Origin of the sequence: Pantoea sp. ICBG 985 (assembly GCF_002928365.1) — a bacterium.
Lineage (GTDB): Bacteria > Pseudomonadota > Gammaproteobacteria > Enterobacterales > Enterobacteriaceae > Pantoea > Pantoea dispersa.
The window spans coordinates 19180-32603 of the sequence record NZ_POWM01000001.1; the positions used below are offsets into that span (position 1 = coordinate 19180).

The window sequence follows — 13424 nt, forward strand, 5'->3', positions numbered from 1 at the left end:
AATGATTGGGCAACTTAACTTTGCAGATCTCTGGCCGCACTGGCCAGAGCTGCTGGCCGGACTGTGGGTCACGGTGCAGCTTACGGTGCTGGCGACGGTGGGCGGTGTCGGACTGGGTATTCTCGGCGCGGCGCTGCGCAGCGGCAAACCGGGCTGGGCCAGCCGCCTGTGGGGCATCTACGTCGAGCTGATTCGCAACACGCCGTTTGTGGTACAGCTGTTTTTTATCGTGTTTGGTCTGCCTAATCTCGGGCTGAAACTGACGGCCGGTGAAGCGGCGCTGCTGGCGATGCTGATTAACCTTGGCGCCTATAGCACTGAAATCATCCGTGCCGGTATCCAGGTCACGCCGCGCGGGCAGTGGGAAGCGGGGCGCGTGCTCGGGTTGAGCCGCACGCAAACCTTCATCCGCGTGGTGCTGCCGCCCTCGCTGCAGCGCATTTATCCGGCGCTGGTCAGCCAGTGCATCATTGTGATGCTCGGCTCGTCGGTGGTGTCGCAGGTCTCGTATGAAGAGCTGACGTTTGCCGCCAACCTGATTCAGTCGCGCACCTTTTTGAGTTTTGAAGTTTATCTGGTGACCACGCTGATCTATCTGGCGTTGTCGATTGCCATGCGTCAGCTGCTGCTGGCGCTGGGTCGCAAATGGTTTGGAGCGCAGCCGGCATGACGACGTTTACTGACTGGGACATCCTGCGCAACCTGCTGCTGGCGGCGCGCTGGACGATTTTGCTGTCGCTGGTGGCCTTTTTCGGCGGCACGCTGGTGACACTGCCGCTGCTGTTTCTGCGTCTGCTGCAGCGTCGCTGGCTCACCCGCCTGATCCGCTGCTACACCGAGCTGTTTCAGGGCACGCCACTGCTGATGCAGCTGTTTCTCGCCTTCTTCGGCGTCGGCCTGTTTGGCATCGACGTCGCGCCCTGGACCGCGGCGTCGCTGGCACTGACGCTGTATACCAGCGCGTTTTTACTGGATATCTGGTACGGCAGCATTCGCGCGCTGCCAAAAGGGCAGTGGGAAGCGTCGCGCTGCCTCGGCCTGAACTTTGGCCAGACGCTGTATCGCGTGGTGGTACCGCAGGCGATCCGCATCGCCATCGCGCCGACCGTTGGCTTTGCCGTGCAGGTGATCAAGGGCACCGCGCTGGCGTCGATTATCGGCTTTGTCGAGCTGACCAAAGCCGGCACCATTCTCAACAATGTGACGTATCAGCCCTTCAAGGTGTTTGGCCTGGTGGCGCTCGGTTACTTCCTGATGTGTTATCCGCTGTCGCGTTACAGCCAGTACCTGGAGAAAAAATTCAATGCCGCTCATCACCATTAATCAGGTCCAGAAGTACTACGGTGATAACCACGTACTGAAAGGGGTCGATCTGGATATCGACAACGGCGAAGTGATTTCCATCATTGGCCGCAGCGGCTCTGGCAAAAGTACCCTGCTGCGCTGCATGAACGGGCTGGAAGGTTATCAGGAAGGCAGCATTAAACTGGGCGGCATGACGATTACCGATCGTGAATCGCAGGCGCGTGAAATCAGCCGCTCGGTAGGCATGGTGTTTCAGAACTTTAACCTGTTTCCGCACATGACGGCGCTGGAAAACGTGATGCTGGCACCGCGTCGCGTGCTGAAAAAGAGCGAGGCGGAGTGCCGCACGCTGGCTACGCAGATGCTGGAAAAAGTCGGGCTCGGCGAACGCCTCAATTACTACCCGGCCAACCTGTCGGGCGGTCAGCAGCAGCGCGTGGCGATTGCCCGCGCGCTGGCGATGCAGCCAAAAGTTTTACTCTGTGACGAAATCACCTCGGCGCTCGATCCGGAGCTGGTGGGTGAAGTACTGAAAGTGCTGGAGCAGCTGGCCGCCGAAGGCATGACGCTGATTCTCGTCACCCATGAAATGAACTTCGCCCGCGACGTGGGCGACCGCGTGGTGTTTATGCATCAGGGACGCGTGTGGGAGCAGGGCGACAGCAAAACGCTGTTTGCAAATCCACAAACCGCCGAGCTGAAGCAGTTTATTTCGACCGTGCGTCTGTAACCGAACAATAAGGAACCCCTCATGGATATCAGCCAGTTCTCGCAAATCAATCCGCCACAGCGTCTGCTGATGGGACCGGGCCCGATCAACGCCGACCCGCGCGTGCTGCGCGCCATGTCGAGCCAGCTGCTTGGGCAGTACGATCCGGCGATGACGCACTATATGAACGAGGTGATGGCGTTGTACCGTGGCGTATTCCGCACTGAAAACCGCTGGACCCTGCTGATTGATGGCACCTCACGCGCCGGTATCGAAGCCATCCTGCTGTCGGCGATTCGTCCGGGCGATAAAGTGCTGGTACCGGTGTTCGGCCGCTTCGGCCATCTGCTGTGCGAAATCGCCCGTCGCTGCCGCGCGGAAGTCCATACCATCGAGGTGCCGTGGGGCGAGGTATTTACCCCGGATCAGATCGAAGATGCGATCAAAAAAGTCAAACCGCGCCTGCTGCTGACGGTGCAGGGCGATACCTCAACCACCATGCTGCAACCGCTGGAGCAGCTCGGTGCGATTTGTCGCCAGTACGGCGTGCTGTTGTACACCGATGCCACCGCATCGCTGGGCGGCAACCCGCTGGAAACCGATGCCTGGGGGCTGGATGCGGTCTCTGCCGGGATGCAGAAATGCCTCGGCGGTCCGTCCGGCACCTCGCCGATCACCCTGAGCCCGCAAATGGAAGCGGTGATCCGTCAGCGTAAGTGCGTGGAGCAGGGCATCCGCACCGACGCACATCAGGATGGCGTCGACGAGATGATCTACTCCAACTACTTCGATCTCGGCATGATCATGGATTACTGGGGACCGGAGCGGCTCAACCATCATACCGAAGCCACCTCGGCGCTGTTTGGCGCACGCGAATGTGCCCGTCTGATCCTGCAGGAAGGGCTGGATAACGGCATCGCACGCCACAAACTGCACGGTGATGCGCTGCTGAAAGGTATTCAGGGCATGGGGCTGGAAACCTTTGGCGATCTCAGACACAAGATGAATAACGTGCTTGGCGTGGTGATCCCGCAGGGCATCAACGGCGACCAGGTACGCAAATTGATGCTGGACGATTTCGGCATTGAGATTGGCACCTCGTTCGGTCCGCTGCACGGCAAAGTGTGGCGCGTCGGCACCATGGGCTACAACGCGCGCAAAGATTGCGTGATGCTGACGCTGAGCGCGCTGGAGTCCGTGCTGAATTACGTCGGTTTCCGCACTACTCAGGGCGCGGCGCTGCAGGCTGCCTGGGACCACTACGGGAGCCACGCATGAGTCATAGCCTGATGAGCGCCGGTGAGGCGCAGTCAGCGGCGGCGCGGGTGATGGCGCGCTGTGACGCGCTGGCAGCAATCAGTGAAAGCGAAGAGGGACTGACCCGTGTCTATCTGTCGCCGGAGCAGGTGCGCGCCAACGCGCGCGTTGCTGAGTGGATGCAGGCGGCAGGTATGCACACCTGGCAGGATGCGGTCGGCAATATCTGCGGTCGCTATGAAGCGGCGGAGCCGGGCGCACCGGCGCTGCTGCTCGGCTCGCACCTCGATACCGTGCGCAACGCCGGACGTTACGACGGTATGCTGGGCGTGCTCAGCGCCATCGAAATCGTGCAGTGGCTGCACGACCATCAGCAGCGCCTGCCGCTGGCGATTGAAATTGTCGGCTTCGGCGATGAAGAGGGCACGCGCTTTGGCATCACCCTGCTTGGCAGCCGCGGCCTTACCGGCAGCTGGCCGGAGAGCTGGGTGTCACATCCGGACGGTAACGGTATTACGGTGGCGCAGGCGATGCAGGACCTCGGCCTGGACGCGGCGCTGATCCCGCAGGCGGCACGTGAGGTGAGCGACATTGTGGCGTATCTCGAACTGCACATTGAGCAGGGACCGTGCCTGGAACAGGACGATCTGGCGCTTGGTGTGGTGACGGCGATTAACGGCGCGCGCCGTCTTAACTGCCGCTTTGTCGGAGAGGCCGGTCATGCCGGCACGGTGCCGATGACGCACCGCAAAGACGCGCTGGCAGCAGCGGCAGAGTGGATGGTGTTTGTGGAACAGGCCACGCAGGATCAGGATGCGCAGCTGGTGGCCACGGTGGGCACGCTGAGCTGTCTGCCGGGCGCCGTTAACGTTATTCCCGGCGAAGTGCAGCTGTCGCTGGACGTGCGCGGACCGCAGGATGAACCGCTGGAACGTCTGCTCTCCAGCCTGCTGACCCAGGCGGAAGCCATCGCGCTGCGGCGCGGGCTCAGCTTCAGCGCTAACGAGTACTATCGCATCGCGGCCACCGCCTGTGATACGCGGCTGCAGCAGGCGCTAAGCCATGCGGTAGAAACCGTACAGGGGCGCAGTCTGGCGCTGCCGAGCGGAGCCGGTCACGACGCGATCGCGATGGCTGAGCGCTGGCCGGTGGGCATGCTGTTTGTGCGCAACCATCGCGGTATCAGCCATCATCCGGCGGAATCGGTGCAGGTGGCCGATGTGGCGCTCGGTGTGCAGGCCTATCTGCAGGCGGTGTGCGATCTGGCGCGCAGCTAAAGGAGCCGCGAAATGGATCTGAACGATTTTAATCAGGCAAGCACCGCGCAGGCGCAAGCGGCGATTGCCCACTGCGTAGCGATTCCCGCCTGGCAGCAGGCGCTGGTGGCGGCGCGGCCGTTCGCCAGCCTGACGGCGCTGTACACCACGGCGCAACAGCTGGCGCTGGCGTGGCAGGGCGACGCCTTGCAGCAGGCGCTGAGCGCCCATCCGCGCATCGGCGAAAAAGCGCAGGGCGCGGGTAAAGAGGCCGCGCTGTCGCAGCAGGAACAGGCAGCGATGCAGCAGGCTAACGGTGCGCTGCAGCTGGCGATGCTGGCCGGTAATGAGCGCTATGAGCAGCGCTTCGGCCGGGTGTTTCTGATTCGCGCCAAAGGGCGCAGCGGTGAACAGATGCTGGCGGAATTGCAGCGCAGGCTCAACAATGATGAAGAGACCGAGCAGCAGGAAGCGCTGGCGCAGCTGCGGGAAATTACCCTGTTACGGCTTAAGGAGAGCATTACATGAGCACCATCACCACCCATATTCTCGACACCGCGCTGGGCAAACCGGCGATTGGCGTCGCGATGTCGCTGGAGCAGAACAGCCCTGAGGGATGGCTGCCAGTGGCCGAGGGCGAAACCGACAGCGACGGGCGCATCAAAGATCTCACGCCTGAACCGCTGGCGCCGGGCCACTATCGCTTAACCGCGGAGATCGGTGACTATTTCGCCGCCGACGGGCGTGATGCGCTGTACGTCAGCGCGCAGATTGATTTTGTGATTGGCTCCGCCGGCAGCCATTATCACCTGCCGTTCCTCATTTCCCCGTGGTCGTGGTCGACCTACCGCGGAAGTTAATCCAGGTCGCCATAAATGGCGCCCCTGTAAAATCGTTATGCGGTTCCGTAGGGTGCGCATTGATGCGCACCGGTATAACCCGATCCATCATGAGGTGTACCTATGCGCCCTGAAATTCGTGCTCTCTATCACAAACCTCGCGCTTGAAAGCCAGTAACTATCAAAACCTTCGGTCCATCCAAATATATTCTGCAACACGGTGCGGTTATCTTAACCGGACAACGTGAAGCCAATGGAGCCGAGAAATGAGCACGCCCGAAAATAATGATAATGCAGCCGCCTCAGGAAAATGCCCCTTTCATCATGGAGCATCGGAAGAGAAAAGCGTTTTAGCGCGTGGCGCCGGAAGCGGGACCACTAACCGCGACTGGTGGCCAAACATGCTGCGCGTCGATCTGTTAAACCAGCATTCCAGCCGTTCTAACCCCCTCAGTGACAATTTCAACTACCGTGAAGAGTTCAGCAAACTGGATTACGCCGCGCTGAAAGCCGATATTCGTGCGCTGCTGACCGATTCGCAATCCTGGTGGCCTGCCGACTGGGGCAGCTACATCGGCTTGTTTATCCGTATGGCATGGCACAGCGCCGGCACCTACCGCACCATCGACGGTCGCGGCGGTTCCGGGCGTGGTCAGCAGCGCTTTGCGCCGCTCAACTCCTGGCCGGATAACGTCAGCCTCGACAAAGCGCGTCGTCTGCTGTGGCCGGTGAAACAGAAGTATGGCCAGAAAATCTCCTGGGCGGATCTCTACATTCTTGCCGGTAACGTGTCGCTGGAAAACGCCGGCTTCCGTACCTTTGGCTTTGGTGCCGGTCGTGAAGATGTCTGGGAACCGGACATGGACGTGGACTGGGGACATGAGACCGAATGGCTGGCGCACCGCCATCCGGAAAGCCTGGCAAACGCGCCGCTCGGTGCGACGGAAATGGGCCTGATCTACGTGAACCCGGAAGGTCCGGAAGCCAGCGGCGATCCGCGCTCGGCGGCCCCGGCGATTCGCGCTACCTTCGGCAACATGGGCATGAACGATGAAGAGATCGTCGCGCTGATTGCCGGCGGTCACACGCTGGGTAAAACGCACGGTGCCGCTGCGGCCAGCCACGTGGGCGTCGATCCGGAAGCCTCGCCGCTGGAAGCGCAGGGTCTGGGCTGGCATAGCAGCTACGGCAGCGGTGCCGGTGCAGATGCCATCACTTCCGGTCTGGAAGTGGTATGGACGCAAACCCCAACGCAGTGGAGCAACTACTTCTTCGAGAACCTGTTCAAATATGAGTGGGTACAAACGCACAGCCCGGCGGGCGCGATTCAGTTCGAAGCGGTTGATGCCGAAGCGATTATCCCGGATCCGTTCGATCCAGAGAAAAAACGCAAGCCGACCATGCTGGTCACCGACCTGACGCTGCGCTTCGATCCGGAGTTCGGGAAGATTTCGCGTCGTTTCCTCAACGATCCGCAGGCGTTCAACGAAGCCTTCGCCCGTGCCTGGTTTAAACTGACGCACCGCGATATGGGACCAAAAGCGCGTTACCTCGGTCCGGAAGTGCCGAAGGAAGATCTGCTGTGGCAGGATCCGTTACCGCAGGCCACGCATCAGCCGACGCCGGATGACATCACCGATCTGAAAGCGAAAATTGCCGCTTCGGGTCTGAGCGTCAGCCAGCTGGTCTCTGCGGCCTGGGCGTCCGCTTCCACCTTCCGTGGCGGCGACAAACGCGGCGGCGCGAACGGTGCCCGTCTGGCGCTGGCACCGCAGAACGGCTGGGCGGTCAACGCCAGCGTCACCCGCGATGTGCTGCCGGTGCTGCAGAAGATTCAGCAGGAGTCAGATAAAGCGTCGCTGGCGGATGTGATTGTGCTGGCGGGCAGCGTCGGGATTGAGCAGGCGGCAGCAGCGGCAGGTGTCGCAGTGCAGGTGCCGTTCACGTCGGGCCGCGTAGATGCGCGTCAGGACCAGACGGATGTCGAGTCATTCAACGTACTGCAGCCGCTGGCCGATGGTTTCCGTAACTATCGCCGCGTGCAGGGCGGTTCTTCCACCGAAACCCTGCTGCTGGACAAAGCGCAACAGCTGACGCTGAGCGCGCCAGAGCTGACGGTACTGCTGGGTGGTCTGCGCGTGCTGGGCACCAACTTCGACGGCAGCGCGCACGGCGTGTTTACCGATCGCGTGGGCGTGCTGAGCAACGACTTCTTCATCAATCTGCTGGATATGCGCACCGCATGGCGCGCCACCGATGAGAGCGCTGAGCTGTTCGAAGGCCGCGATCGTCAGAGCGGAGAAGTGAAGTACAGCGCCACCCGCGCCGATCTGGTGTTTGGTTCTAACGCCATCCTACGCGCGCTGGCGGAAGTTTACGCCAGCAGCGATTCGAAGCAGAAGTTCGTTAACGACTTCGTGGCCGCCTGGACCAAAGTGATGAACCTCGACCGGTTCGATCTGTAATCCCCTGAGCCGCAGCGTCATGCGCTGCGGCTCATTCCTGCTTATGCCTCACGAAATGCCTCAAACGGCAGATTAAAGCGTCGCGCCAGCGCCGCCTTATGCTTATCCGTTAATCTGCGCTCGCCTTTCAGAATGCGATTCACATACGAACGCTGACCGATTTCTGCCACGAAAGAGGATTGATTCAGACCGTGCTGGTCCATCAGTACCCGCAGCAGCGCCACGCCACCCGGCAGCGCCTGAGTGCGTGCATTAAACGCGGCGAATTCCGCTGCGGTTTCTTCATACTTCGCGACTTTAACGGCCAGCATCTCGATCAGCGGATGCCCCGGCTGATGCTCAACCAGGTATTCCACCAGTTCAAGCGCCTGTTCATAATCGGCTCTGGACTGACTTCCGCCCAGCAGCGGCACGGCTTTAATCAGATTGTTGGAGGCCTGAATCGCTTCGCTAATCATTCTTTGTTCTCCCGGTAATGCTTAACCAGCTTGTCATACTCAGCATGCGTCACGATATGCTTTACGAAGACTCTTTTTGCCACAAAATCCGCAAAGAACATCAGCCGGAGATTGTTGCCGCCGACATTAATTACCTACCATTTTGCCCGATACTTCATGCGATCCAGGCTGGGAAACCAGGCTTTTAACACCTGCGGATCGGCAAAATCATGGCCGCTTAATAGTCGGTAAGTGGCATCCAGTGCTGCGGCATCATTAGGAAATCTCTGTGTCGCTTCGTTAAACACTTTCCTTGAGATAATGTGCATCATTCCCTCGAACTGTTCCAGGGTGGAAACATTGTAACGCACAACATAGAATGTTTCCACACAGGAAACAACAGGGCAGGAGGAGATATGGAAGCCGCATCGCAGGGATGCGGCTAAAAGATTACTTCAGCGTATATTCATCGGCGTCGCGCCAGGCCGGGAAGCGTTCGCGATAGTCCTGCAACGCCTCCAGTGATAACTCGGCGTCGAGGCGCGCGCGGGCGAAGGGTTCAGCGGCCGCGAGGATCTCACCCTGCGGCGAGATGATCCGGCTGTCGCCGCTGTATTGATGCTGATTGCCGTCACTGCCGACGCGGTTACACCCGGCTACATAGGCCTGATTCTCAATGGCGCGCGCCAGCAGCAGCGCCTGCCAGTGCAGCGCGCGCGGTGCCGGCCAGTTGGCGACGTACAGCGCCAGATCATAATCATTCTGGTTGCGCGAAAACACCGGGAAGCGCAGGTCGTAGCAAATCTGCGGCAGAATACGCCAGCCGCGCCAGTTGAACACCTTGCGCGTTTCACCGGGCACATAGTGCTGGTGCTCACTGGCCATGCGGAACAGATGGCGTTTGTCGTACTGGTGCAGCGTGCCGTCGGGCTCCACCAGCAGGAAACGGTTTACCGCGCCCTGGTCGCTCTGAATCGCCGCGCTGCCGCCGACCAGGGCATTCAGGGCTTTGGCATGACCGTGCAGCCACGCCACTACCTGATCCTGCGGCAGCGAACTGGCCGCCGCCTCCATGGCGAAGCCGGTGGTAAACATCTCCGGCAGCAGGATGACATCGCGGCCCGTCAAGCCCTGCAGCACCTCATCGAAATGACGCAGATTGGCTGCGCCATCCATCCAGCTCAGGGTTTCCTGCAATACGGTAAGTTTTAAAGCTGACATAAACGCTCCGCAGCGGCGTCGAGCGTCGCTTCCTGTTTAGCAAAGCACAGGCGAATGAGCTTGTGCGGGAAAGGGTCCGCGCAGAACACCGACAGCGGAATCGCCGCCACGCCTACTTCACGGGTTAACCACTGGCAGAAACTGACATCATCCAAATCGGAAATGGCGCTGTAATCCACCAGCAGGAAATAGGTGCCGGCACAGGGCAGCACCTTAAACCGGCTGGCGGCCAGCGCCTGCGTCAGGCGGTCACGCCGGGCGCGATAGAATGCCGGCAGCTCATCAATATGTTCCGGCTGCTGGCGCAGCATATCGGCAATCGCCAGCTGCGCCGGGGTATTCACTGAAAAAGTGAGATACTGATGCACTTTGCGGATTTCGGCGCTGATCGCCGCCGGAGCGATGCAGTAACCCACTTTCCAGCCGGTCATATGAAAGGTTTTGCCGAAGGATGAGACTGCGATGGCGCGCTGACGCAGGTCGGCATGTGCCAGCACGCTGGCATGGCCCTGCTCATCAAAACAGATGTGCTCATAGACTTCATCGCTGAGCACATAAATTTCCTGTCCGGCGATCGCCTGCCACAGCGCGGCGTAGTCGCTGGCGTGCCACACGGTGGCGGACGGATTATGCGGCGTGTTGACGATCACCAGCCGGGTGCGCGCGCTGAGCAGGCTGCTGAAGGCCTGCCAGTCGACCTGAAAAGCGGGCGGCTGCAGCGCGATGCGTTTCAGCACGCCGCCAGCCAGCTGAACCGCCGGCGCATAGCTGTCGTAGCTGGGATCGAAGCAGATCACCTCGTCGCCCGGCCGCACCAGCGCGGTGATCGCGGCATACAGCGCTTCGGTTGCGCCCGCCGTCACGGTGATGTCGCTGTTGATATCCGGCCGATGACCGTACATGTCTGCGGTTTTATCGGCGATCGCCTCGCGCAGCGGCAGGGTGCCAATCATCGGCGCGTACTGGTTAGCGCCTTCGCTGACGTGATGTGCCAGGCGCTGCTGCAAATAGCGCGGGCCGTCAAAATCGGGAAAGCCCTGTGACAGATTGATGGCGTTGTGCTGGGCGGCGAGGGCGCTCATTTGGGTAAAAATGGTGGTGCCGAGCGCCGGTAGTTTGCTCTCGGGGATCAGGTTGGGCTGCGTCATCATCGGGTGCCTTAAGCGCGAATGTCGTTGCGGAGTAACCTTGTGCTGCAGCCACTATAAACAGGATGTTAACACTTGGCAATCGAGACGCTTAGACGTCTAAACGTGGCTGGCACAGACGCTGAGTGCGCTTATCCGCTGCCGCAGGCCATAAAAAAAGCCTCCGGCTGGAGGCTTTGTGCGGTTACGCCGCTTCGCTGGGGCGGGCGCTCGGTTTGGGTTTGCTGTCCGGTTTGGCCACCGCCAGCGCCTCGGGCGCAAAATCATCCACGTTGATGGCCTTCAGCCGGCTGGCTTCGGCTCGCGTCAGCACCTTCGCTTCACTCTCGTCAATCCAGCCTTCTTTCAGCGCGCGCTGGGCCAGCGCATCCAGCCGGGTGAAGGAGAAGTGTTTTTTCTGCTGCTGACACAGACGATCGTGAATCACTTCCGCCGCCATCACATCCTGCAGCGCCTGCTCCAGCTGACCGGCCGGGTTGTGCTCACTCGGCGTCAGATACTGGCCGCGGCCCAGACGGGTGCGGGTTGCGGACGGCAGCTGCAGCATTTTGGCCAGCTTATGATCCAGTTTATCGGACGGTGCCGGGCAGTGTTTGCCGCCGGCGAAAATCACCAGCCGCAGCGCACCCGCAACCAGGCGATTCGGGAAGTTGCGCAGCAGATCGTCCATCGCCACTTCCGCCTGATGCAGCGCATCCTGCACGCCCCAGTGCACCAGCGGCAGATCCGCCTCGTTGCGGCCTTCATCGTCATAGCGTTTCAGCGTGGCGGATGCCAGATACATCTGGCTCAGCACATCGCCGAGGCGTGCCGAAATACGTTCGCGACGTTTCAGGCTACCGCCCAGCACCGCCATCGACACATCCGACAGCAGCGCAAGGTTGGCGCTCAGGCGGTTCAGCTGCTGATAGTAGCGGCGGGTCGCGTCACGGGTTGGCGTAGCGCTGGTGCGGCCGCCGGTCAGGCCAAGCCACAGGCTGCGCACTTTATTGCTGCCGACGTGGCCGATATGGCTGAACAGCGCACGGTCAAAGGCGACGAGATCGTTCTTCGCGGCGGCGTTCATCTCTTCCAGCACCCACGGATGGCAGCGGATTGCGCCCTGGCCAAAGATAATCATGCTGCGCGTCAGGATGTTCGCGCCCTCAACGGTGATGGCGATCGGGGCGCCCTGATAGGCACGCGCCAGGAAATTGTTCTCGCCAAGCATGATGCCTTTACCGCCGGCGATATCCATTGCATCAATGATGGCGCGCTGGCCGCGATGGGTGCAGTGGTATTTAACAATCGCTGACAGCACCGCCGGTTTTTCGCCCAGCATAATGCCGCTGGTGATCAGCGTCGCCGCCGCGTCCATCACGTAAGCGTTACCGGCGATGCGCGCCAGCGGCTCCTCAATCCCTTCCATTTTACCGATAGAGACTTTGAACTGGCGGCGAATGTGCGCGTAGGCACCGGTCGCCAGCGCCAGGCTTTTCAGGCTGCCGGTCGCGTTAGACGGCAGAGTAATGCCGCGTCCTACCGACAGGCACTCAACCAGCATGCGCCAGCCCTGACCGGCCATCGCCGGACCGCCGATGATGTAATCGATCGGCACAAAGATATCTTTGCCGCGCGTCGGCCCGTTCTGGAACGGCACGTTCAGCGGGAAGTGACGTCTGCCAATTTCAACGCCTGGCGTATGGGTCGGGATCAGCGCACAGGTAATGCCCAGCTCTTCGGTTTCGCCCAGCAGATGATCGGGATCGGAGAGCTTAAAGGCGAGGCCGAGCACGGTGGCAATCGGCGCCAGGGTAATGTAGCGCTTGTTCCAGGTCAGGCGCATGCCCAGCACCTGCTGGCCCTGCCAGTCGCCCATGCACACCACGCCGGTATCCGGAATGGCACCGGCGTCGGAGCCCGCTTCCGGGCTGGTCAGCGCAAAGCAGGGGATTTCATCGCCGCGCGCTAGGCGTGGCAGGTAGTGATCTTTCTGCTCATCGGTACCGTAATGCTGCAGCAGTTCACCCGGACCCAGCGAGTTCGGCACGCCGACGGTGATCGCCAGGATCCCGGACACGCCTGCCAGTTTTTGCAGCACACGCGCCTGCGCGTAAGCGGAAAACTCCAGACCGCCGTACTCTTTTTTGATGATCATGGCAAAGAAGCGGTGCTGCTTGAGGTAAGCCCACAGCTCCGGCGGCAGATCGGCCATTTCATGGGTGATTTCGAAGTCGTTAGCCATGCGGCAGGCTTCTTCTACCGGGCCATCCAGAAACGCCTGTTCCTCTTCGGTCAGGCGCGGCTGCGGGTAGTTGTGCAGTTTCTGCCAGTCCGGTTTGCCGCGAAACAGATCGCCTTCCCACCAGGTGGTACCGGCGTCGATCGCCTCTTTTTCGGTGCGCGACATCGGCGGCATCACCTTCTGGAAGCTGTGCAGAGCCGGCTTAGAGAACATGCTGCGGCGCATCGCCGGCAGGTTGAAAGGCAGCAGAATAATGGCCAGCGGCAGCAGCAGCCACGGCGTCCACAGGCCGGTGGCGGCCAGTGCCGCGGTCCACAGCAGCACAATCGCACTGCTGAGCCGCAGTGAAACCTGATGGTAGAAGAGGGCGCTAATTAACACCAGCGTCGCGATGATCGAGGCAAGCAACATAATGAACCGCTCCGTAAGTTGTAAGAGGTCTGACCTGTTAGTGATAAGGTTTAGAGCAGCACACGAAATTTATCAATCTGTTTACACCGCAATTACAACCGAACTCACAAAATCGCGCCGGCAATTGGACGTCAGCGCGGCGTCGCGCTTTT

12 protein-coding genes and 1 pseudogene are annotated in these 13424 nt (G+C 60.6%); 8 read left to right on the forward strand and 5 right to left on the reverse strand.

Annotated features, from left to right (window positions below; genetic code table 11):
* The first annotated feature begins 1 nt into the window (after nucleotide 1).
* The 8 genes from C1Y42_RS00120 (at nucleotide 2) to katG (ending at nucleotide 7831) form a co-directional block, all read left to right on the forward strand.
* Nucleotides 2-670, forward strand: a complete 669-nt coding sequence (locus tag C1Y42_RS00120; RefSeq protein ID WP_021507296.1) for an amino acid ABC transporter permease — start codon at nucleotides 2-4, stop codon at nucleotides 668-670.
* On the forward strand, nucleotides 667-1323 hold the full coding sequence (locus C1Y42_RS00125) for an amino acid ABC transporter permease (RefSeq protein ID WP_104092605.1): 657 nt from the start codon (nucleotides 667-669) through the stop codon (nucleotides 1321-1323). The genes C1Y42_RS00120 and C1Y42_RS00125 overlap by 4 nt, the downstream gene beginning before the upstream one ends.
* Nucleotides 1304-2035 carry an amino acid ABC transporter ATP-binding protein gene (locus C1Y42_RS00130; protein WP_021507294.1) on the forward strand — a complete coding sequence of 244 codons (732 nt, stop codon included), beginning with the start codon at nucleotides 1304-1306 and terminating at the stop codon, nucleotides 2033-2035. Before C1Y42_RS00125 ends, C1Y42_RS00130 begins: the two co-directional genes overlap by 20 nt.
* Nucleotides 2036-2056: 21 nt before the next feature.
* Complete coding sequence (locus C1Y42_RS00135) at nucleotides 2057-3292, forward strand: alanine--glyoxylate aminotransferase family protein (RefSeq protein ID WP_104092606.1); 1236 nt, start codon at nucleotides 2057-2059, stop codon at nucleotides 3290-3292.
* Nucleotides 3289-4548: an allantoate amidohydrolase gene (gene hpxK, locus C1Y42_RS00140; protein WP_104092607.1), complete on the forward strand. Its 1260-nt coding sequence runs from the start codon at nucleotides 3289-3291 to the stop codon at nucleotides 4546-4548. The genes C1Y42_RS00135 and hpxK overlap by 4 nt, the downstream gene beginning before the upstream one ends.
* A 12-nt stretch (nucleotides 4549-4560) precedes the next feature.
* Entirely contained in the window at nucleotides 4561-5055 is a 495-nt protein-coding gene (gene uraD, locus C1Y42_RS00145) for a 2-oxo-4-hydroxy-4-carboxy-5-ureidoimidazoline decarboxylase (protein ID WP_104092608.1), read from the forward strand.
* Nucleotides 5052-5387: a hydroxyisourate hydrolase gene (gene uraH / locus C1Y42_RS00150; protein ID WP_021507290.1), complete on the forward strand. Its 336-nt coding sequence runs from the start codon at nucleotides 5052-5054 to the stop codon at nucleotides 5385-5387. Before uraD ends, uraH begins: the two co-directional genes overlap by 4 nt.
* Nucleotides 5388-5632: 245 nt before the next feature.
* A complete protein-coding gene (gene katG / locus C1Y42_RS00155; protein ID WP_104092609.1) occupies nucleotides 5633-7831 on the forward strand; it encodes a catalase/peroxidase HPI in 2199 nt (732 codons plus the stop codon).
* A gap of 41 nt (nucleotides 7832-7872) precedes the next feature.
* On the opposite strand, the gene C1Y42_RS00160 is transcribed toward katG, so the two are convergent.
* The 5 genes and pseudogenes from C1Y42_RS00160 to fadE all read right to left on the reverse strand — a co-directional run bounded on the left by C1Y42_RS00160 (nucleotide 7873) and on the right by fadE (nucleotide 13272).
* Complete coding sequence (locus C1Y42_RS00160) at nucleotides 7873-8289, reverse strand: type II toxin-antitoxin system HigA family antitoxin (protein WP_021313564.1); 417 nt, start codon at nucleotides 8287-8289, stop codon at nucleotides 7873-7875.
* Nucleotides 8286-8597 (reverse strand): annotated as a pseudogene (locus C1Y42_RS00165) (type II toxin-antitoxin system HigB family toxin). Before C1Y42_RS00165 ends, C1Y42_RS00160 begins: the two are co-directional and overlap by 4 nt.
* Nucleotides 8598-8718: 121 nt before the next feature.
* Nucleotides 8719-9489, reverse strand: a complete 771-nt coding sequence (locus C1Y42_RS00170; RefSeq protein ID WP_104092610.1) for an amidohydrolase — start codon at nucleotides 9487-9489, stop codon at nucleotides 8719-8721.
* Nucleotides 9477-10637: a pyridoxal phosphate-dependent aminotransferase gene (locus C1Y42_RS00175; RefSeq protein ID WP_058776028.1), complete on the reverse strand. Its 1161-nt coding sequence runs from the start codon at nucleotides 10635-10637 to the stop codon at nucleotides 9477-9479. The genes C1Y42_RS00170 and C1Y42_RS00175 overlap by 13 nt, the downstream gene beginning before the upstream one ends.
* A 184-nt stretch (nucleotides 10638-10821) precedes the next feature.
* Nucleotides 10822-13272, reverse strand: coding sequence for an acyl-CoA dehydrogenase FadE (fadE, locus tag C1Y42_RS00180; RefSeq protein WP_058776018.1), 2451 nt, complete (start codon nucleotides 13270-13272; stop codon nucleotides 10822-10824).
* Nucleotides 13273-13424 lie beyond the last annotated feature (152 nt).

Excerpts from the sequence above, each read along its gene's own strand:
- C1Y42_RS00120 (WP_021507296.1), top strand. The coding sequence starts at position 2 with ATGATTGGGCAACTTAACTTTGCAGATCTCTGGCCGCACTGGCCAGAG.
- C1Y42_RS00125 (WP_104092605.1), top strand. The coding sequence starts at position 667 with ATGACGACGTTTACTGACTGGGACATCCTGCGCAACCTGCTGCTGGCG.
- C1Y42_RS00130 (WP_021507294.1), top strand. The coding sequence starts at position 1,304 with ATGCCGCTCATCACCATTAATCAGGTCCAGAAGTACTACGGTGATAAC.
- C1Y42_RS00135 (WP_104092606.1), top strand. The coding sequence starts at position 2,057 with ATGGATATCAGCCAGTTCTCGCAAATCAATCCGCCACAGCGTCTGCTG.
- hpxK (WP_104092607.1), top strand. The coding sequence starts at position 3,289 with ATGAGTCATAGCCTGATGAGCGCCGGTGAGGCGCAGTCAGCGGCGGCG.
- uraD (WP_104092608.1), top strand. The coding sequence starts at position 4,561 with ATGGATCTGAACGATTTTAATCAGGCAAGCACCGCGCAGGCGCAAGCG.
- uraH (WP_021507290.1), top strand. The coding sequence starts at position 5,052 with ATGAGCACCATCACCACCCATATTCTCGACACCGCGCTGGGCAAACCG.
- katG (WP_104092609.1), top strand. The coding sequence starts at position 5,633 with ATGAGCACGCCCGAAAATAATGATAATGCAGCCGCCTCAGGAAAATGC.
- C1Y42_RS00160 (WP_021313564.1), bottom strand. The coding sequence starts at position 8,289 with ATGATTAGCGAAGCGATTCAGGCCTCCAACAATCTGATTAAAGCCGTG.
- C1Y42_RS00170 (WP_104092610.1), bottom strand. The coding sequence starts at position 9,489 with ATGTCAGCTTTAAAACTTACCGTATTGCAGGAAACCCTGAGCTGGATG.
- C1Y42_RS00175 (WP_058776028.1), bottom strand. The coding sequence starts at position 10,637 with ATGACGCAGCCCAACCTGATCCCCGAGAGCAAACTACCGGCGCTCGGC.
- fadE (WP_058776018.1), bottom strand. The coding sequence starts at position 13,272 with ATGTTGCTTGCCTCGATCATCGCGACGCTGGTGTTAATTAGCGCCCTC.